Below are 21488 nucleotides of genomic sequence, written 5' to 3'. Positions count from 1 at the left end.
ATGAGAGATAGTTCTCTCAAAACTGAACAAAACGAAACACGGAAACTTTATTGATGAACAGCGTTCATCAATTCTCCATAGAAAGGAGGTGATCCAGCCGCACCTTCCGATACGGCTACCTTGTTACGACTTCACCCCAATCATCTGTCCCACCTTAGGCGGCTGGCTCCAAAAAGGTTACCCCACCGACTTCGGGTGTTACAAACTCTCGTGGTGTGACGGGCGGTGTGTACAAGGCCCGGGAACGTATTCACCGCGGCATGCTGATCCGCGATTACTAGCGATTCCAGCTTCATGTAGGCGAGTTGCAGCCTACAATCGAACTGAGAACGGTTTTATGAGATTAGCTCCACCTCGCGGTCTTGCAGCTCTTTGTACCGTCCATTGTAGCACGTGTGTAGCCCAGGTCATAAGGGGCATGATGATTTGACGTCATCCCCACCTTCCTCCGGTTTGTCACCGGCAGTCACCTTAGAGTGCCCAACTTAATGATGGCAACTAAGATCAAGGGTTGCGCTCGTTGCGGACTTAACCCAACATCTCACGACACGAGCTGACGACAACCATGCACCACCTGTCACTCTGCTCCCGAAGGAGAAGCCCTATCTCTAGGGTTTTCAGAGGATGTCAAGACCTGGTAAGGTTCTTCGCGTTGCTTCGAATTAAACCACATGCTCCACCGCTTGTGCGGGCCCCCGTCAATTCCTTTGAGTTTCAGCCTTGCGGCCGTACTCCCCAGGCGGAGTGCTTAATGCGTTAACTTCAGCACTAAAGGGCGGAAACCCTCTAACTTTAGCACTCATCGTTTACGGCGTGGACTACCAGGGTATCTAATCCTGTTTGCTCCCCACGCTTTCGCGCCTCAGTGTCAGTTACAGACCAGAAAGTCGCCTTCGCCACTGGTGTTCCTCCATATCTCTACGCATTTCACCGCTACACATGGAATTCCACTTTCCTCTTCTGCACTCAAGTCTCCCAGTTTCCAATGACCCTCCACGGTTGAGCCGTGGGCTTTCACATCAGACTTAAGAAACCACCTGCGCGCGCTTTACGCCCAATAATTCCGGATAACGCTTGCCACCTACGTATTACCGCGGCTGCTGGCACGTAGTTAGCCGTGGCTTTCTGGTTAGGTACCGTCAAGGTGCCAGCTTATTCAACTAGCACTTGTTCTTCCCTAACAACAGAGTTTTACGACCCGAAAGCCTTCATCACTCACGCGGCGTTGCTCCGTCAGACTTTCGTCCATTGCGGAAGATTCCCTACTGCTGCCTCCCGTAGGAGTCTGGCCGTGTCTCAGTCCCAGTGTGGCCGATCACCCTCTCAGGTCGGCTACGCATCGTTGCCTTGGTGAGCCGTTACCTCACCAACTAGCTAATGCGACGCGGGTCCATCCATAAGTGACAGCCGAAGCCGCCTTTCAATTTCGAACCATGCAGTTCAAAATGTTATCCGGTATTAGCCCCGGTTTCCCGGAGTTATCCCAGTCTTATGGGCAGGTTACCCACGTGTTACTCACCCGTCCGCCGCTAACTTCATAAGAGCAAGCTCTTAATCCATTCGCTCGACTTGCATGTATTAGGCACGCCGCCAGCGTTCATCCTGAGCCAGGATCAAACTCTCCAATAAAGTTAGTTTGTCTAGCATCTAAAATAAAAATTGACGTTTCACGTTGTTTGTTTCGTTCAGTTTTCAAAGAACTACTTGGTCGCTCATTTGCGACTTCCTTATGTTAACATCTTCGTTAGTTAATGTCAACTAAGTTTTTTATTTCGTTTGTCGCTTGCGATGTCAATGTCATCAGCGACTTGTCTTATATTACACCTCTATATAATAATAGTCAATATTAATCTTTCATTTTAAAAAAAAAGATAAAAAAGGCTTTCATACCTCCCTTTTGTTTCTCATAGATATCAATAAGATAACTGAAAGAAGTGTAGAACTTGTTCAATCCTTCTTTATTACACGTCATAAACTCCCATTCAAGAAGCCCACACTATCATAGGAAGTTTCCAATCATTCTATTTTGGAGTCAAAAAAGCGGCTGTACTTCTCTTGCTAAGTGGTTCTTTTACCAGATTGATTTATTACAAACAGCTCTAAGTTATAGTCCTTTCATTCATAATTATGAATATGATATATACAAAAGTACACCTGCCTATGGTGCACGACTAGGGGTAGCGTTACGAGAAAAACAAAAAGAAACTTTTAAACTTGTTCGTAACCCTTATAGAAGAGCAGTCAGTTCTTTCATATCCTTAATTGGACCTCCTTATATGGAAAATCCCGAATGGAAACCCATCCGAAAGTTTTTATATCAAGATGAAAATTCCCCCAAAGGGATCTCATTTAAACAATTTCTATACTATCTATTTATGAAAGGGGCTCACGCAAGTGATATTAACCCACATTTCACACAACAATATATAGCTGGTGAAGAAGAATATGTGACCAATTATATATACTTAGAAAACTTCGATCAGGAAATGAAAAAATTAGAAAAGCGTTTCGAATTAAAAACCGCACCAATAAATGAGTTCTCAACATCATGGCATCATCAAACTCCCCGCCATGATTTATAAAGGGAATTTTAGCGAGGGCGATATTACTAACCCTTTATTTCCCCGTCATCCAACTTTTGAAAGCTTTTATAATACTGAATGTATACAACTTGTTCAAACAATATTTCAAAATGATTTCGACACATATAAATACAGCAAAGAATATCTATACTAATTTTAGTCTATTATCTTTGCTAAATAAAAAAGATACCTCATATACAAGGTATCTTTTTAACATTTCATTTATACAAATCATACTGTTTAACAGTCTCTATTCTCCACCTTGTTACCTTTTAATAGATTACATAACTTTTGCTTATCTGCCCATCCTACTCCTATTAAGACTAAACTTGCTCCCATTATTACTCTCCAGGTCAGAAATTCATTTAATAGAATAATTGAAGTAACAATACTTATTAATGGTAATGCATTTAAATATAATCCGCTCACTGATGCTGAAACTCTCTCTAGCGCTTTATTCCAAAACCAATATGCTAAAATTGTTGCTCCAATAACAAGGTATATTACACTAAGTCCCGTTTTCCAAGTTTCAACCTTTGGGAGACCGTAATAAAAAATTTCTACCAGTGCAAACGGTAAGAGAATAACAGCTCCAATAATTAAAGTTAATGTTGTAAAAACCTCGTTTGATAAATACTGTTCTTGTTTTGGTCGTTTTAGCAAAACTGTGTAGAAAGCAAATAGAAAAGTACTTAATAATATCAGTATATCTCCTATTAAAGACACTTCTTGATTAGCACTTTTAGATGGAATCGTAATAAAGAGTACTCCTATAGCACCCAATATAATTCCTATCCAATAATTCAATCGAATTTCCTCTTTCAAAAAGAGTGCTGAAAAAAGAATTGTAACTAATGGTAATGCAGCATCTATAATACTCACATGTAATCCACTTGTTAAAGAAATGCCGTAGGATGTAAACATAAAATAACCAGCTACACCGGTAAAAGCTAACAAACTCATTCTTTTCCATGAAACTTTTTTATGTACAACTGATTTTTTAAATTGCTTAAATGAGAATATCATGCAAATTCCACCTGCAAAGAAAAGGCGAATAAATAACAAAGTAAACGGCTGAATAGATTCTAACGCCCATTTTGTTGGCGCAATGGCTGTGCCCCATAATATAACAGCCACTAATAACATGCATATTTCTTTCATAATCCCCCACACCCATCAAAAATATATGTTAACTACCTTAATTATAGAATTTTTCTTATGTAAAATCCTTTAAAAACACAAAAGGTTATGCAAAAAGAGCTATATTGCTATTTTTCACATAACCTTTTTATATAAGATTACAAACATTCTTTTTACATCTGAACTATATTCTCATAAAGGTAATTCTTACCTTTATATTTAAAATAATAAAAATAAACACAAAAAACCTAAGTCGAAACGACTTAGGTTTTTGTTTGGCGACGTCCTACTCTCACAGGGACAAGGTCCCAACTACCATCGGCGCTAGAGAGCTTAACTTCCGTGTTCGGTATGGGAACGGGTGTGACCTCTCTGCCATCATCACCAAACTATTGAAGGCATATACCTTCAAAACTAGATAACATTTGCTACATATTATATGGTTAAGTCCTCGATCTATTAGTATTCGTCAGCTCCACATGTCACCATGCTTCCACCTCGAACCTATCAACCTGATCATCTTTCAGGGATCTTACTAGCTTACGCTATGGGAAATCTCATCTTGAGGGGCTTCATGCTTAGATGCTTTCAGCACTTATCCCTTCCGCACATAGCTACCCAGCTATGCCCTTGGCAGAACAACTGGTACACCAGCGGTGCGTCCATCCCGGTCCTCTCGTACTAAGGACAGCTCCTCTCAAATTCCTACGCCCACGACGGATAGGGACCGAACTGTCTCACGACGTTCTGAACCCAGCTCGCGTACCGCTTTAATGGGCGAACAGCCCAACCCTTGGGACCGACTACAGCCCCAGGATGCGATGAGCCGACATCGAGGTGCCAAACCTCCCCGTCGATGTGGACTCTTGGGAGATAAGCCTGTTATCCCGGGTAGCTTTTATCCGTTGAGCGATGGCCCTTCCATGCGGAACCACCGGATCACTAAGCCCGACTTTCGTCCCTGCTCGACTTGTAGGTCTCGCAGTCAAGCTCCCTTATGCCTTTGCACTCTACGAATGATTTCCAACCATTCTGAGGGAACCTTTGGGCGCCTCCGTTACACTTTAGGAGGCGACCGCCCCAGTCAAACTGCCCACCTGACACTGTCTCCCGGTCGATAAGACCCGTAGGTTAGAATTTCAATACAGTCAGGGCGGTATCCCACCAGCGCCTCCACCGAAGCTAGCGCTCCGGTTTCAATGGCTCCCGCCTATCCTGTACAAACTGTACCAAAATTCAATATCAGGCTACAGTAAAGCTCCACGGGGTCTTTCCGTCCTGTCGCGGGTAACCTGCATCTTCACAGGTACTATAATTTCACCGAGTCTCTGGTTGAGACAGTGCCCAAATCGTTACACCTTTCGTGCGGGTCGGAACTTACCCGACAAGGAATTTCGCTACCTTAGGACCGTTATAGTTACGGCCGCCGTTTACTGGGGCTTCAGTTCAGAGCTTCGCTTACGCTAACCCCTCTCCTTAACCTTCCAGCACCGGGCAGGTGTCCCCTATACTTCGCCTTACGGCTTCGCAGAGAGCTGTGTTTTTGCTAAACAGTCGCTTGGGCCTATTCACTGCGGCTTTCCGTTAGAAAGCACCCCTTCTCCCGAAGTTACGGGGTCATTTTGCCGAGTTCCTTAACCAGAGTTCTCTCGCACACCTTAGGATTCTCTCCTCGCCTACCTGTGTCGGTTTGCGGTACAGGCACCTTTTATCTCGCTAGAAGCTTTTCTTGGCAGCGGGGAATCAAAGACTTCGCTCCATAAGGAGCTTCCCCATCACAGCTCAGCCTTCACGATAAGCGGATTTGCCTACTTATCAGCCTAACTGCTTGGACGTGCACAACCAATCGCACGCTTCTTCTATCCTTCTGCGTCCCTCCATTGCTCAAACGATAAAGAGGTGGTACAGGAATATCAACCTGTTGTCCATCGCCTACGCCTGTCGGCCTCGGCTTAGGTCCTGACTAACCCTGAGGACGAGCCTTCCTCAGGAAACCTTAGGCATTCGGTGGACGGGATTCTCACCCGTCTTTCGCTACTCATACCGGCATTCTCACTTCTAAGCACTCCACCAGTCCTTCCGGTCTGACTTCACTGTCCTTAGAACGCTCCCCTACACTGATACCATTCGGTATCAATCCGCAGCTTCGGTGGTGTATTTAGCCCGGTACATTTTCGGCGCAGAGTCACTCGACTAGTGAGCTATTACGCACTCTTTAAATGGTGGCTGCTTCTAAGCCAACATCCTAGTTGTCTAAGCAACTCCACATCCTTTTCCACTTAATACACTTTGGGACCTTAGCTGGCGGTCTGGGCTGTTTCCCTTTTGACTACGGATCTTATCACTCGCAGTCTGACTCCTAAGGATAAGTCATTGGCATTCGGAGTTTGACTGAATTCGGTAATCCGATGAGACCCCTAGTCCAATCAGTGCTCTACCTCCAAGACTCTTACACTTAAGGCTAGCCCTAAAGCTATTTCGGGAGAACCAGCTATCTCCAGGTTCGATTGGAATTTCTCCGCTACCCACACCTCATCCCCGCACTTTTCAACGTGCGTGGGTTCGGGCCTCCATTCATTACCTGAACTTCACCCTGGACATGGGTAGATCACCTGGTTTCGGTCTACGACCACGTACTAAACGCCCTTCAGACTCGCTTTCGCTGCGGCTCCGCCTCTTCAGCTTAACCTCGCACGGGATCGTAACTCCGGTTCATTCTACAAAAGCACGCCATCACCCGTTAACGGGCTCTGACTATTGTAGGCACACGGTTTCTCTTCACTCTTCCGGGGCTTTCACCTTTCCCTCACGGTACTGTTCACTATCGATCACTAGGAGTATTTAGCCTTGGAGATGGTCCTCCCAGATTCCGACGGAATTTCACGTGTTCCGCCGTACTCAGGATACATTCAAGAGAGAACGAAGTTCGACTACGGGTTGTTACCCTCTACGACGGACCTTTCCAGGTCGCTTCGTCTACCTCGTTCCTTTGTAACTCCGTATAGAATGTCCTACAACCCCAAGAGCAAGCCTCTTGGTTTGGGCTATGTTCCGTTTCGCTCGCCGCTACTCAGGAAATCGCATTTGCTTTCTCTTCCTCCAGGTACTTAGATGTTTCAGTTCCCTGGGTCTGTCTTCCTTACCCTATGTATTCAGATAAGGATACCATACCATTACGTATGGTGGTTTCCCCATTCGGAAATCTTCGGATCAAAGCTTACTTACAGCTCCCCGAAGCATATCGGCGTTAGTCCGTCCTTCATCGACTCCTAGTGTCAAGGCATCCACCGTGCGCCCTTTCTAACTTAACCAAACTAAAAATAAAAAATATGAGCTACACTGTTATCTAGTTTTCAAAGAACATACATTTATATATGAGAGATAGTTCTCTCAAAACTGAACAAAACGAAACACGGAAACTTTATTGATGAACAGCGTTCATCAATTCTCCATAGAAAGGAGGTGATCCAGCCGCACCTTCCGATACGGCTACCTTGTTACGACTTCACCCCAATCATCTGTCCCACCTTAGGCGGCTGGCTCCAAAAAGTTACCCCACCGACTTCGGGTGTTACAAACTCTCGTGGTGTGACGGGCGGTGTACAAGGCCCGGGAACGTATCACCGCGCATGCTGATCCGCGATTACTAGCGATTCCAGCTTCATGTAGGCGAGTTGCAGCCTACAATCCGAACTGAGAACGTTTTATGAGATTAGCTCCACTCGCGTCTTGCAGCTCTTGTACCGTCCATTGTAGCACGTGTGTAGCCCAGTCATAAGGGCATGATGATTTGACGTCATCCCCACCTTCCTCCCGTTTGTCACCGGCAGTCACCTTAGAGTGCCAACTTAATGATGGCAACTAAGATCAAGGGTTGCGCTCGTTCGGGACTTAACCCAACATCTCACGACACGAGCTGACGACAACCATGCACCACCTGTCACTCTGCTCCCGAAGGAGAAGCCCTATCTCTAGGGTTTTCAGAGGATGTCAAGACCTGGTAAGGTTCTTCGCGTTGCTTCGAATTAAACCACATGCTCCACCGCTTGTGCGGGCCCCCGTCAATTCCTTTGAGTTTCAGCCTTGCGGCCGTACTCCCCAGGCGGAGTGCTTAATGCGTTAACTTCAGCACTAAAGGGCGGAAACCCTCTAACACTTAGCACTCATCGTTTACGGCGTGGACTACCAGGGTATCTAATCCTGTTTGCTCCCCACGCTTTCGCGCCTCAGTGTCAGTTACAGACCAGAAAGTCGCCTTCGCCACTGGTGTTCCTCCATATCTCTACGCATTTCACCGCTACACATGGAATTCCACTTTCCTCTTCTGCACTCAAGTCTCCCAGTTCCAATGACCCTCCACGGTTGAGCCGTGGGCTTTCACATCAGACTTAAGAAACCACCTGCGCGCGCTTTACGCCCAATAATTCCGGATAACGCTTGCCACCTACGTATTACCGCGGCTGCTGGCACGTAGTTAGCCGTGGCTTTCTGGTTAGGTACCGTCAAGGTGCCAGCTTATTCAACTAGCACTTGTTCTTCCCTAACAACAGAGTTTTACGACCCGAAAGCCTTCATCACTCACGCGGCGTTGCTCCGTCAGACTTTCGTCCATTGCGGAAGATTCCCTACTGCTGCCTCCCGTAGGAGTCTGGGCCGTGTCTCAGTCCCAGTGTGGCCGATCACCCTCTCAGGTCGGCTACGCATCGTTGCCTTGGTGAGCCGTTACCTCACCAACTAGCTAATGCGACGCGGGTCCATCCATAAGTGACAGCCGAAGCCGCCTTTCAATTTCAAACCATGCGGTTCAAAATGTTATCCGGTATTAGCCCCGGTTTCCCGGAGTTATCCCAGTCTTATGGGCAGGTTACCCACGTGTTACTCACCCGTCCGCCGCTAACTTCATAAGAGCAAGCTCTTAATCCATTCGCTCGACTTGCATGTATTAGGCACGCCGCCAGCGTTCATCCTGAGCCAGGATCAAACTCTCCAATAAAGTTAGTTTGTCTAGCATCTAAAATAAAAATTGACGTTTCACGTTGTTTGTTTCGTTCAGTTTTCAAAGAACTACTTGGCCGCTCATTTGCGACTTCCTTATGTTAACATTTTCATCTTTCAATGTCAACTAAGTTTTTCATTTCGTTTGTCGCTTGCGACGTTATTGTCATCGGCGACTTGTTCTATATTACACCTCTATACTCTAATCGTCAACACTTTTTATAAAGATATTCAATTAAATGTTTTTTACGCTCTTTTGGCTATATACGTCCCTACAAAAATTCATTACCGTAAAACTACCTTCTGCTTCTCTTTAATTTATTCTCGCAAAACATATTCAATTTACTTTGACCCTAGCTTAATTTGCTTGAATATTTCCCTTCCCCAAAACTGTTAATCTTATTTAAACAAATACTAGTATATAATTAGAGGGTTGTTGTACCATCAATGAAATCCATTAGAAGTAGGTGAAGATATGAAAGATATACGTATCCTTATAGCAGACGATGATAAAGAAATCCGTAATTTACTAAAAATATATTTAGAACGAGAATTATATATGGTAGATACTGCGATTGATGGCGAAGTAGCCTTACAGTTATTTAATCAAAACAACTATAGCCTCGTTATATTAGATCTTATGATGCCGAAAGTAGATGGTATCGAAGTATGTAGAAAGCTAAGGGATAAAACTAACGTACCGATATTAATGCTAACCGCTAAAGATCACGAAGTCGATAAAATTTTAGGTTTAAGCATTGGTGCTGATGATTACATTACGAAGCCTTTCAGCATTCACGAAGTGGTTGCACGAGTCAAAGCTCTTATACGGCGTTTTTTCGTTCTTGGAAGTAACATTAGTGTACAAGAGCAGACAACTTTAGCTTTTAAAGGACTAACTATCAATTTAAATACATATACAGTTCACACAAATAAAGAAGAAATCAGCTTAACCGGAAAAGAATTAGAACTATTAAAATTCTTTACTTCAAACCCAGGACAAGTATTTACAAAAACACAGCTCTTCCGCAATGTATGGGACGATAATTATATAGAAGATGATAATACCGTTATGGTACATATTCGAAAACTTAGAAAGAAAATAGAAATCGATCCTTCCAATCCAAAATTCATTCAAACTGTATGGGGAATTGGTTATAAGTTTGTAGGTGAAAAGCTTGAAGATCGATAAAATCCTCTTCCTTATTTCATTACAACTTATCATTTACGGGCTTTTAAATATACAAATGGATCCAAAAGTAAAAATTTCTTTATTTATTACCCTTATCTTAATTACAATGTATCTCTTCTTTTCAAGAATACAATTCATTCAAAATCGCAAATCAATAGACACTAAATTAAGTCGTGCACTAAAGGGGAATTTACAAACGAGATTATTCACAAGTAATGATCAATCGTTACATAATATCGTTTTTTCAATAAACGAACTAATAGCTGAATTAGAAAAGGTTCGGATTAAAGCAAAAAGGTCTGAGGAATCTAGAAAACAACTTTTATCTAGTATCTCACACGATATCCGAACACCACTCACCTCCATTATTGGATATATCGATGCTTTAAAAGATGGGGTTGCTGCTTCTGAAATAGAAAAGCAAGAATATCTTAAAATACTTTATATGAAATCAAATAACTTAAAGCACCTAGTTGATGAAATATTCAATATGGCAAAGCTAGACGCTAATGAATTTCCACTAAAAGAAGAAAAACTCGACTTTTCTGAAGTTACTAGAGAAGCTTTGATCGAGTTTTTACCCGAACTCTCAAAACATAATATTAAACTACAAGTTCTTATACCAGAGTCTACTTGTCCTATCATTGCAGATCACCTAAGCCTTATGCGGATTATAGGTAACTTAATGAAAAATGCCATTTATTACGGAAAGAATGGGAAAACAATAGGAGTCGAACTACTAGAAACGGATGCAGCATATGAACTTCTTATTTGGGATAAAGGTCCTGGTATTCCAAAACATGATTTACAAAACGTATTCGAGCGAATGTACCGAAGCGAACAATCAAGAAACTCGTCTTTTGGTGGTAGCGGGCTCGGGCTTTCTATTTCTAAAGCGCTCGTTGAGAGGAATGGTGGGCATATATGGGTTAAAAGTATTCCATGGGAACGAACCACTTTTGGCTTTTCCATTCCAAAACACAATACTTTTAAGAAATAGTTAAGAAATGATTAATATGCAGTTAAGCCTTCCTTTTTATCATGTAAATAAGAACTTATAGAAAGTAGGTGACTCCTATAAACACAATTATAAAAACGACTAATCTTACTAAAGTATATGGCAAGCAAAAATCCGTAGATAATCTAAATATTAACGTTCAACAAGGAGAAATTTATGGATTCATAGGACGTAACGGTGCTGGTAAAACGACAACCATTCGTATGCTGCTTAGTCTTATAAAGCCTACAAGTGGAACTATCGAAATATTCGGAGAGGACTTATTTCAAAATCAAAAAGATATTTTAAGTAGAATTGGTTCTATCGTTGAAGTTCCAGGGTTTTATGAAAACTTAACTGCAAAAGAAAACTTATTAATTAATGCAAAGATAATCGGGGTTTACAAAAAGAATGCTATTGAAGAAGCATTAGAAATAGTGGGCTTGCAGCATGAAACAAAAAAGTTAGTAGGAAAGTATTCTCTAGGCATGAAGCAGCGCCTAGGAATTGCACGCGCTCTTCTCCATTATCCCGAACTACTCATATTAGATGAACCGACTAACGGACTAGACCCCATCGGTATTAAAGAAATGCGAAAACTTATTCATTCTTTAGCTCAAGAAAGGAATATAACGATACTCATTTCTAGTCACATTTTAGCAGAGGTAGAACAGTTAGTTGATCGTATCGGAATTATTCACGAAGGAAGGTTACTAGAAGAAGTTTCTCTTGATAAGCTGCGCAAAGCAAACCGTAAGTACATAGAATTTCAGGTGAATAATGACAATAAAGCTGCGATGCTATTAGAAAATCAATTTCAAATTTTCGATTATGAGGTACATGATGAAGGGAATATTCGCATTTACTCTCATTTTGGGCAACAAGGATACATCAACAGAACATTCGTTCTTAATGATATCGAAGTATTAAAAATGATGATCAGTGAAGACAGATTAGAAGATTATTTCACCAAACTAGTTGGAGGTGGGACAATTGGTTAATCTACTCTATACAGAACTATTAAAACTAAAACGCTCTAATATGTTTTTAATTAGCATTATTGGAGCTGGTGTCGCACCTTTCTTAGTCGTAGTAGCCTCTTATATACATATAAAAACAAAACAGCCAACTCCGACTATTTGGTTCCACCAGTTATTCACTGACGTTAACTTATATACTACTTTAGTTATAGGATTCCCTTTATACGGAGTAGTTGTTGCTTATATGTTTACCCGCGAATATGCAGAAGATACACTAAAAAATTTACTAACTATCCCCGTGTCGCGCATTAGTTTTATTATAAGTAAGTTCATCATCCTCTTCCTTTGGATTATGATGCTAACTTTAGTCGCTTGGTCGCTTACTGTAGTATTAGGGCTATTGGGGAACTTCCCTGGTTTTAACATTACTTTACTTTTAGGTTCTTTCCTAAAATTTTTAATATGTGGTGGACTTCTCTTTCTATTGTCTTCACCTATTGTGCTATTAACTCTTGTAATGCAGAGCTATGTACCGCCTATTATATTAACAGTCATTATTACAATGATGAATCTTATGCTCGTAAACTCCAAACATAAAGATTTATTTCCGTGGACCGCTACTCTAGATATTGCAAATAATGAATTACAACCGACATATCCACCAGAGTATTCTTATATCATCATTGCAGCAACAGCAATTTTCGGATTTATTGCAACACTATTCTATTTTAAGAAAGTAGACATTCATTAATTTATAGGAGTGAAACTATGAGCGATATCATTATTGCCTTCATACTCGGTATTGTAGAAGGATTAGCTGAATTTTTACCTATATCCTCTACTGGCCACCTTATATTAGTCGGGCATTTATTAGGCTTTGAAGGAGAAAGAGCAAAAACGTTTGAAATTGTTATTCAGCTAGGCGCAATTTTAGCTATTGCAATTTTATATCATAAACGCCTCGTTTCTTTATGTAATATTAAGCCTCTTCTACGCAAAGAGAAAAAATTCAACGCGTTCCATGTATTTCTTGGCGTATTTCCGGCAGTAGTTGCTGGTTTGCTACTACATGATGTTATTAAAACTTACTTATTTCAGCCATACACTGTTGTGATTGGACTTGTAGCAGGAGCAATTCTTATGATCTTTGCAGAAGTAAAAAAGCAAGAAGCAACCTCCTATTCACTGGACGATTTAACGTACCGTCAAGCATTAACAATTGGATTATTTCAATGTTTAGCAGTATACCCTGGCTTCTCTAGAGCCGGCTCTACTATCTCTGGAGGTCTATTGGCAAAAGTAAATTATAAGACTGCATCTGAATTCTCTTTTCTAATAGCTCTTCCTGTAATGATTGGGGCTACAGGCTTAGACTTACTAAAAAGCTGGACGTATTTAAGTGTCGATGACCTCCCTATGTTTGCGGTAGGATTCATTACCTCTTTTATAGTAGCGATGCTAGCGGTAGTAACTTTTCTAAAGCTTTTAGAGAAGATAGGTTTAAAACCTTTTGCATACTATCGTATTTTGCTGGCTATCTTATTTACGCTTTTCGTATTACTATAGATTCATATAAGTCACATATCATTAAACTGATATTCAATTTTAGAATATCGGTTTTTTATCTATTTCAACTCTAGTACTACTCACTTCAATATGGCATAGTGATAATAAACTACCATTAATAGTCTGAAGGTTCTTTAAGTAACTATATCCTTTATCATAAAATGCAATTGGAAAATTAAAGATCCCATATATGTACAGAACATATTTACAAACCATATTCATTCCACATAGTATCTTTGAAATTTGCAACACACTGATACAAATTTTAAATGAGCACAAAGACAGAATAAGTAAATAAATAAATCTCCTAGGAATTATAAAGCGACTAAATATTAATTAGAGTGAGGTGACGATAAAATGAATCAATTAGCACAGACATATTGGAATATTTATTGGGGAAACAACAAAAAACCAGAATCTGTTATAGCTTGGCAATTTGGAGATTCCCCTAATTATCTTGCACAACTAGTAATTGACGGTATTAAAACTGCTACATGCTCCGGTCACATTTTTTCTGAATTAGAAAATGAACCGCTACCGACCACTAATGATTATAGTATTATACTTAATAGTAATGATGAACCTGTAGCTATTATTAAGATAATAGAAGTAACTGTAACACCAATGAATGAAGTAAGCGAAGAATTCGCTATCGCTGAAGGCGAAGGAGACACCCATGTTCGTTTTTTTACAAAGGAACTAAATGAGCTTGGTCTTAATTTCTCTGAAGATATGTTACTCGTCTGTGAGCGTTTTGAACTTGTTGATGTGAACAATAAAGTGAAATTATAAAAAACTGAGATTTACCACCCATTCTTATTTTTATAAAACACAAAAAAGACAAGTCATTCTGACTTGTCTTAAAGTTGCTTGGCGACGTCCTACTCTCACAGGGACAAGGTCCCAACTACCATCGGCGCTAGAGAGCTTAACTTCCGTGTTCGGTATGGGAACGGGTGTGACCTCTCTGCCATCATCACCAAACTATTGAAGGCATATTCCTTCAAAACTAGATAACATTGCTACATATTATATGGTTAAGTCCTCGATCTATTAGTATTCGTCAGCTCCACATGTCACCATGCTTCCACCTCGAACCTATCAACCTGATCATCTTTCAGGGATCTTACTAGCTTACGCTATGGGAAATCTCATCTTGAGGGGGGCTTCATGCTTAGATGCTTTCAGCACTTATCCCTTCCGCACATAGCTACCCAGCTATGCCCTTGGCAGAACAACTGGTACACCAGCGTGCGTCCATCCCGGTCCTCTCGTACTAAGGACAGCTCCTCTCAAATTTCCTACGCCCACGACGGATAGGGACCGAACTGTCTCACGACGTTCTGAACCCAGCTCGCGTACCGCTTTAATGGGCGAACAGCCCAACCCTTGGGACCGACTACAGCCCCAGGATGCGATGAGCGACATCGAGGTGCCAAACCTCCCCGTCGATGTGGACTCTTGGGGGAGATAAGCCTGTTATCCCCGGGTAGCTTTTATCCGTTGAGCGATGGCCCTTCCATGCGGAACCACCGGATCACTAAGCCCGACTTTCGTCCCTGCTCGACTTGTAGGTCTCGCAGTCAAGCTCCCTTATGCCTTTGCACTCTACGAATGATTTCCAACCATTCTGAGGGAACCTTTGGGCGCCTCCGTTACACTTTAGGAGGCGACCGCCCCAGTCAAACTGCCCACCTGACACTGTCTCCCGGGTCGATAAGACCCGTAGGTTAGAATTTCAATACAGTCAGGGCGTATCCCACCAGCGCCTCCACCGAAGCTAGCGCTCCGGTTTCAATGGCTCCCGCCTATCCTGTACAAACTGTACCAAAATTCAATATCAGGCTACAGTAAAGCTCCACGGGGTCTTTCCGTCCTGTCGCGGGTAACCTGCATCTTCACAGGTACTATAATTTCACCGAGTCTCTGGTTGAGACAGTGCCCAAATCGTTACACCTTTCGTGCGGGTCGGAACTTACCCGACAAGGAATTTCGCTACCTTAGGACCGTTTATAGTTACGGCCGCCGTTTACTGGGGCTTCAGTTCAGAGCTTCGCTTACGCTAACCCCTCTCCTTAACCTTCCAGCACCGGGCAGGTGTCACCCCCTATACTTCGCCTTACGGCTTCGCAGAGAGCTGTGTTTTTGCTAAACAGTCGCTTGGGCCTATTCACTGCGGCTTTCCGTTAAGAAAGCACCCCTTCTCCCGAAGTTACGGGGTCATTTTGCCGAGTTCCTTAACCAGAGTTCTCTCGCACACCTTAGGATTCTCTCCTCGCCTACCTGTGTCGGTTTGCGGTACAGGCACCTTTTATCTCGCTAGAAGCTTTTTTGGCAGCGGGGAATCAAAGACTTCGCTCCATAAGGAGCTTCCCCATCACAGCTCAGCCTTCACAATAAGCGGATTTGCCTACTTATCAGCCTAACTGCTTGGACGTGCACAACCAATCGCACGCTTCTTCTATCCTTCTGCGTCCCTCCATTGCTCAAACGATAAAGAGGTGGTACAGGAATATCAACCTGTTGTCCATCGCCTACGCCTGTCGGCCTCGGCTTAGGTCCTGACTAACCCTGAGCGGACGAGCCTTCCTCAGGAAACCTTAGGCATTCGGTGGACGGGATTCTCACCCGTCTTCGCTACTCATACCGGCATTCTCACTTCTAAGCACTCCACCAGTCCTTCCGGTCTGACTTCACTGTCCTTAGAACGCTCCCCTACCACTGATACCATTCGGTATCAATCCGCAGCTTCGGTGGTGTATTTAGCCCCGGTACATTTTCGGCGCAGAGTCACTCGACTAGTGAGCTATTACGCACTCTTTAAATGGTGGCTGCTTCTAAGCCAACATCCTAGTTGTCTAAGCAACTCCACATCCTTTTCCACTTAATACACACTTTGGGACCTTAGCTGGCGGTCTGGGCTGTTTCCCTTTTGACTACGGATCTTATCACTCGCAGTCTGACTCCTAAGGATAAGTCATTGGCATTCGGAGTTTGACTGAATTCGGTAATCCGATGAGGACCCCTAGTCCAATCAGTGCTCTACCTCCAAGACTCTTACACTTAAGGCTAGCCCTAAAGCTATTTCGGGGAGAACCAGCTATCTCCAGGTTCGATTGGAATTTCTCCGCTACCCACACCTCATCCCCGCACTTTTCAACGTGCGTGGGTTCGGGCCTCCATTCAGTGTTACCTGAACTTCACCCTGGACATGGGTAGATCACCTGGTTCGGGTCTACGACCACGTACTAAACGCCCTATTCAGACTCGCTTTCACTGCGGCTCCGCCTCTTCAGCTTAACCTCGCACGGGATCGTAACTCGCCGGTTCATTCTACAAAAGGCACGCCATCACCCGTTAACGGGCTCTGACTATTTGTAGGCACACGGTTTCAGGATCTCTTTCACTCCCCTTCCGGGGTGCTTTTCACCTTTCCCTCACGGTACTGGTTCACTATCGATCACTAGGGAGTATTTAGCCTTGGGAGATGGTCCTCCCAGATTCCGACGGAATTTCACGTGTTCCGCCGTACTCAGGATACATTCAAGAGAGAACGAAGTTTCGACTACGGGGTTGTTACCCTCTACGACGGACCTTTCCAGGTCGCTTCGTCTACCTCGTTCCTTTGTAACTCCGTATAGAATGTCCTACAACCCCAAGAGGCAAGCCTCTTGGTTTGGGCTATGTTCCGTTTCGCTCGCCGCTACTCAGGAAATCGCATTTGCTTTCTCTTCCTCCAGGTACTTAGATGTTTCAGTTCCCTGGGTCTGTCTTCCTTACCCTATGTATTCAGATAAGGATACCATACCATTACGTATGGTGGGTTTCCCCATTCGGAAATCTTCGGATCAAAGCTTACTTACAGCTCCCGAAGCATATCGGCGTTAGTCCCGTCCTTCATCGACTCCTAGTGTCAAGGCATCCACCGTGCGCCCTTTCTAACTTAACCAAACTAAAAATTAAAAAATATGAGCTACACTGTTATCTAGTTTTCAAAGAACATACATTTATATATGAGAGATAGTTCTCTCAAAACTGAACAAAACGAAACACGGAAACTTTATTGATGAACAGCGTTCATCAATTCTCCATAGAAAGGAGGTGATCCAGCCGCACCTTCCGATACGGCTACCTTGTTACGACTTCACCCCAATCATCTGTCCCACCTTAGGCGGCTGGCTCCAAAAAGGTTACCCCACCGACTTCGGGTGTTACAAACTCTCGTGGTGTGACGGGCGGTGTGTACAAGGCCCGGAACGTATTCACCGCGGCATGCTGATCCGCGATTACTAGCGATTCCAGCTTCATGTAGGCGAGTTGCAGCCTACAATCCGAACTGAGAACGGTTTTATGAGATTAGCTCCACCTCGCGGTCTTGCAGCTCTTTGTACCGTCCATTGTAGCACGTGTGTAGCCCAGGTCATAAGGGGGCATGATGATTTGACGTCATCCCCACCTTCCTCCGGTTTGTCACCGGCAGTCACCTTAGAGTGCCCAACTTAATGATGGCAACTAAGATCAAGGGTTGCGCTCGTTGCGGGACTTAACCCAACATCTCACGACACGAGCTGACGACAACCATGCACCACCTGTCACTCTGCTCCCGAAGGAGAAGCCCTATCTCTAGGGTTTTCAGAGGATGTCAAGACCTGGTAAGGTTCTTCGCGTTGCTTCGAATTAAACCACATGCTCCACCGCTTGTGCGGGCCCCCGTCAATTCCTTTGAGTTTCAGCCTTGCGGCCGTACTCCCCAGGCGGAGTGCTTAATGCGTTAACTTCAGCACTAAAGGGCGGAAACCCTCTAACACTTAGCACTCATCGTTTACGGCGTGGACTACCAGGGTATCTAATCCTGTTTGCTCCCCACGCTTTCGCGCCTCAGTGTCAGTTACAGACCAGAAAGTCGCCTTCGCCACTGGTGTTCCTCCATATCTCTACGCATTTCACCGCTACACATGGAATTCCACTTTCCTCTTCTGCACTCAAGTCTCCCAGTTTCCAATGACCCTCCACGGTTGAGCCGTGGGCTTTCACATCAGACTTAAGAAACCACCTGCGCGCGCTTTACGCCCAATAATTCCGGATAACGCTTGCCACCTACGTATTACCGCGGCTGCTGGCACGTAGTTAGCCGTGGCTTTCTGGTTAGGTACCGTCAAGGTGCCAGCTTATTCAACTAGCACTTGTTCTTCCCTAACAACAGAGTTTTACGACCCGAAAGCCTTCATCACTCACGCGGCGTTGCTCCGTCAGACTTTCGTCCATTGCGGAAGATTCCCTACTGCTGCCTCCCGTAGGAGTCTGGGCCGTGTCTCAGTCCCAGTGTGGCCGATCACCCTCTCAGGTCGGCTACGCATCGTTGCCTTGGTGAGCCGTTACCTCACCAACTAGCTAATGCGACGCGGGTCCATCCATAAGTGACAGCCGAAGCCGCCTTTCAATTTCGAACCATGCAGTTCAAAATGTTATCCGGTATTAGCCCGGTTTCCCGGAGTTATCCCAGTCTTATGGGCAGGTTACCCACGTGTTACTCACCCGTCCGCCGCTAACTTCATAAGAGCAAGCTCTTAATCCATTCGCTCGACTTGCATGTATTAGGCACGCCGCCAGCGTTCATCCTGAGCCAGGATCAAACTCTCCAATAAAGTTAGTTTGTCTAGCATCTAAAATAAAAATTGACGTTTCACGTTGTTTGTTTCGTTCAGTTTTCAAAGAACTACTTAGTCGCTCATTTGCGACTTCCTTATGTTAACATTTTCATCTTTCAATGTCAACTAAGTTTTTTATTTCGTTTGTCGCTTTCGACGTTGTTGTCATCGGCGACTTGTTCTATATTACACCTCTATACTCTAATCGTCAATACCTTTTATCCTTTTTATTTTATAAATTATGAAGGGTATTTTTATACTTCTTCCCTAAAGATTAATAAACTAGCGCAGTCCCTTTCATAATCGACAGTTTATACTTTCTAAAGAATGAATATCAAGCCAAACAAATATATATTAAAAGTAGCTTTTTTATTTAGACTTCTCTCTAGAAATTATAAATACACCATACATTTACTAAAAATCTAATTAACCTTAGGAGGCGTTATGAAATGCATGTTAATAAGAAAATCATTTATGTATCCCATGATGCCCATTTCCACGGAGCACAGCTGCTTTCTTTACATACTATTAAAGCTCTCAAAGAAAACTTTCATTACTCCGTCGCAATTATTTCTATTGGAACGGGCATTTTAATCCACGACTTTCAAAAGTATGGTCCTGTTTATTGCCTAGAGGAAGACTACCCAACGGACAAAAAGATCGAATCATTAATAAAGAAGTTATTATCACAAGACTATACCATCGCCATATGTAGTACCGTCATAAGTGGTGATATAGTTGCATTACTAGCTAAACATAATATAAAAGTTATTTCATTAATACATGAATTGCCGCATTTAATACAACAGTACTCTGCTGAGGGAAAAGCGATAAAAATTGCCGAGTCTGCTCACAAAATTGTCTTCCCTTCACAATACGTGTATGAAAAGTTCCGTACAATCACCCAATTAGATCATCAAAAGTGCCACATCCTCCCTCAAGGTTTGTTTAACCACAATCCTTATAAGAACAATATTGCAAAAGCGAGAAACGAATTACGAAAAAAACACAACCTGCCTCTAGATAGTAAAATCATTTTGGGGGTAGGCTTCGCTGATCATCGAAAAGGGATAGATTTATTCTCACTTATTGCTTACTCAGTAAGAAAGATTCATAAAAATATTCATTTTATCTGGGTTGGGAAAACAGATGTTCACTTTTTAAACACGCTATCACCAAGATATACAGCACATTTTACATTAGTGGATCCTACTCCAGATATCGGTTTATATAACGCTGGGGCTGATTTATATTTATTAACTTCAAGAGAAGATCCTTTCCCAAACGTGGTTTTAGAAGCATTAGATACAAAACTCCCTGTTATAGGGTTTAAAAACGCTGGAGGTTTTGAAGATGTTGTTACGGAACAAACTGGCGCATTAGTAGACTATTTAAACTTACCGATGATGCTGGAAAAAATATACGAATTTATCGGGGATGAAGATTTACGATTACAAAAAGGGACCTTTGGCCAAGAACTTATTGAAAAAAATTTCAACTTTCTTCATTACATTTATCAATTATTAAACTTGCTTGAGCATAATTATAAAAAAATAAGCGTCATTGTACCGAACTATAATTACGAAAAATACTTATCCGAACGAGTTAAATCAATATTAAATCAAACCTATCCCCTTTACGAACTAATTTTCCTAGACGATGCCTCTACTGACAATAGCGTATCTATATTTGAAAAGCTGCTCTCAAACGAAAATAAACATCACCTGAAAATTCAGCAGATTATTAATTATAAAAACTCTGGTTCTGTATTTAAACAATGGATAAAAGGTGTCTCTGCAGCAACCGGTGATTATATTTGGATTGCTGAGGCCGATGACTTATGTGATCAGACATTTTTAGAAGAAGTAATACAAGGTTTTCATATAGATAGTGATGTTGCCTTAAGCTACACACAATCAAAACAAATAGATGAACAAGGAAATATATTGGCCAATCATTATTTAGATTACACAAATGATATTGATAAAGAAAAATGGCAGAGTTCTTATGTGCGAAAAGGGATAGATGAAATACAAGATACGTTACTTATCAAAAACACCATACCTAATGTCTCAAGTGTAGTTTTTAAAAACATAGATATAAAAACAACAGCAAAACAATTGGAACAGTTTAAAATAGCCGGTGATTGGTTTTTCTATGTTTCTATCCTTAAAGAGGGGAACATTTATTTCAATCCAAAACCTCTAAACTATCATAGACGACATACAAATAGTGTAACGAGAGCAGAAGATTCATATTCCCATTACAGTGAAGTTGTACAAATGCAGAATTTCATTAAAGAAACCTTTACTATCGACGACATTTCAAAAAAGAAAATGTACGCATATAGAAAGTATCTTAAAACATATTTGAAGGTTTAATTATATA

8 protein-coding genes, 7 rRNA genes and 1 pseudogene are annotated in these 21488 nt (G+C 42.5%); 8 read left to right on the top strand and 8 right to left on the bottom strand.

Features of this window, described 5'->3' with window-relative positions; translation table 11 throughout:
• Window positions 1-81: 81 nt before the first annotated feature.
• A 16S ribosomal RNA gene (locus AXW78_RS01620) occupies window positions 82-1629 on the bottom strand.
• Window positions 1630-1943: 314 nt separating this feature from the next.
• Between AXW78_RS01620 and AXW78_RS01615 the strand changes: the two are divergent.
• Window positions 1944-2736 (top strand): annotated as a pseudogene (locus AXW78_RS01615) (sulfotransferase family 2 domain-containing protein).
• An 86-nt stretch (window positions 2737-2822) separates the two neighbouring features.
• On the opposite strand, the gene AXW78_RS01610 reads toward AXW78_RS01615, so the two are convergent.
• The 4 genes from AXW78_RS01610 to AXW78_RS01595 all read right to left on the bottom strand — a co-directional run bounded on the left by AXW78_RS01610 (window position 2823) and on the right by AXW78_RS01595 (window position 8715).
• Complete coding sequence (locus tag AXW78_RS01610) at window positions 2823-3743, bottom strand: DMT family transporter (protein WP_061883718.1); 921 nt, start codon at window positions 3741-3743, stop codon at window positions 2823-2825.
• 252 nt (window positions 3744-3995) lie between these two features.
• Window positions 3996-4111 (bottom strand): 5S ribosomal RNA (rrf, locus tag AXW78_RS01605).
• Between the two features lie 50 nt (window positions 4112-4161).
• A 23S ribosomal RNA gene (locus AXW78_RS01600) occupies window positions 4162-7033 on the bottom strand.
• 144 nt (window positions 7034-7177) lie between these two features.
• Window positions 7178-8715 (bottom strand): 16S ribosomal RNA (locus AXW78_RS01595).
• The 16S, 23S and 5S rRNA genes sit together here, the layout of an rRNA operon.
• Window positions 8716-9192: 477 nt before the next feature.
• On the opposite strand from AXW78_RS01595, the gene AXW78_RS01590 reads away from it, so the two are divergent.
• From AXW78_RS01590 to AXW78_RS01565, 6 genes are all read left to right on the top strand, one after another.
• Window positions 9193-9909 carry a response regulator transcription factor gene (locus tag AXW78_RS01590; protein ID WP_000651981.1) on the top strand — a complete coding sequence of 239 codons (717 nt, stop codon included), beginning with the start codon at window positions 9193-9195 and terminating at the stop codon, window positions 9907-9909.
• On the top strand, window positions 9896-10909 hold the full coding sequence (locus AXW78_RS01585; RefSeq protein ID WP_000686997.1) for a sensor histidine kinase: 1014 nt from the start codon (window positions 9896-9898) through the stop codon (window positions 10907-10909). Before AXW78_RS01590 ends, AXW78_RS01585 begins: the two co-directional genes overlap by 14 nt.
• Before the next feature lie 68 nt (window positions 10910-10977).
• On the top strand, window positions 10978-11907 hold the full coding sequence (locus AXW78_RS01580) for an ABC transporter ATP-binding protein (RefSeq protein ID WP_000187942.1): 930 nt from the start codon (window positions 10978-10980) through the stop codon (window positions 11905-11907).
• Window positions 11900-12637 carry an ABC transporter permease gene (locus AXW78_RS01575; RefSeq protein WP_061883717.1) on the top strand — a complete coding sequence of 246 codons (738 nt, stop codon included), beginning with the start codon at window positions 11900-11902 and terminating at the stop codon, window positions 12635-12637. The genes AXW78_RS01580 and AXW78_RS01575 overlap by 8 nt, the downstream gene beginning before the upstream one ends.
• A gap of 17 nt (window positions 12638-12654) precedes the next feature.
• Entirely contained in the window at window positions 12655-13452 is a 798-nt protein-coding gene (uppP, locus tag AXW78_RS01570) for an undecaprenyl-diphosphate phosphatase UppP (RefSeq protein ID WP_061883716.1), read from the top strand.
• 357 nt (window positions 13453-13809) lie between these two features.
• A complete protein-coding gene (locus AXW78_RS01565) occupies window positions 13810-14244 on the top strand; it encodes an ASCH domain-containing protein (protein ID WP_061883715.1) in 435 nt (144 codons plus the stop codon).
• 76 nt (window positions 14245-14320) lie between these two features.
• On the opposite strand, the gene rrf (AXW78_RS01560) is transcribed toward AXW78_RS01565, so the two are convergent.
• The 3 genes from rrf (AXW78_RS01560) to AXW78_RS01550 form a co-directional block, all read right to left on the bottom strand.
• A 5S ribosomal RNA gene (gene rrf, locus AXW78_RS01560) occupies window positions 14321-14436 on the bottom strand.
• A 49-nt stretch (window positions 14437-14485) separates the two neighbouring features.
• A 23S ribosomal RNA gene (locus AXW78_RS01555) occupies window positions 14486-17401 on the bottom strand.
• A gap of 145 nt (window positions 17402-17546) precedes the next feature.
• A 16S ribosomal RNA gene (locus tag AXW78_RS01550) occupies window positions 17547-19097 on the bottom strand.
• Window positions 19098-19549: 452 nt separating this feature from the next.
• Here AXW78_RS01550 and AXW78_RS01545 point away from each other — a divergent pair.
• Window positions 19550-21481, top strand: a complete 1932-nt coding sequence (locus tag AXW78_RS01545) for a glycosyltransferase (RefSeq protein ID WP_000558383.1) — start codon at window positions 19550-19552, stop codon at window positions 21479-21481.
• Window positions 21482-21488: the final 7 nt, after the last annotated feature.

It is taken from the genome of Bacillus thuringiensis (genome assembly GCF_001595725.1).
In the GTDB taxonomy this organism is placed as follows: Bacteria; Bacillota; Bacilli; order Bacillales; family Bacillaceae_G; genus Bacillus_A; species Bacillus_A thuringiensis_K.
This window is presented reverse-complemented; position numbering and strand designations above follow the sequence as displayed.

Coding starts and splice junctions, on each gene's coding strand:
- AXW78_RS01610 (WP_061883718.1), bottom strand. CDS start 3,743: ATGAAAGAAATATGCATGTTATTAGTGGCTGTTATATTATGGGGCACA.
- AXW78_RS01590 (WP_000651981.1), top strand. CDS start 9,193: ATGAAAGATATACGTATCCTTATAGCAGACGATGATAAAGAAATCCGT.
- uppP (WP_061883716.1), top strand. CDS start 12,655: ATGAGCGATATCATTATTGCCTTCATACTCGGTATTGTAGAAGGATTA.
- AXW78_RS01565 (WP_061883715.1), top strand. CDS start 13,810: ATGAATCAATTAGCACAGACATATTGGAATATTTATTGGGGAAACAAC.
- AXW78_RS01545 (WP_000558383.1), top strand. CDS start 19,550: ATGCATGTTAATAAGAAAATCATTTATGTATCCCATGATGCCCATTTC.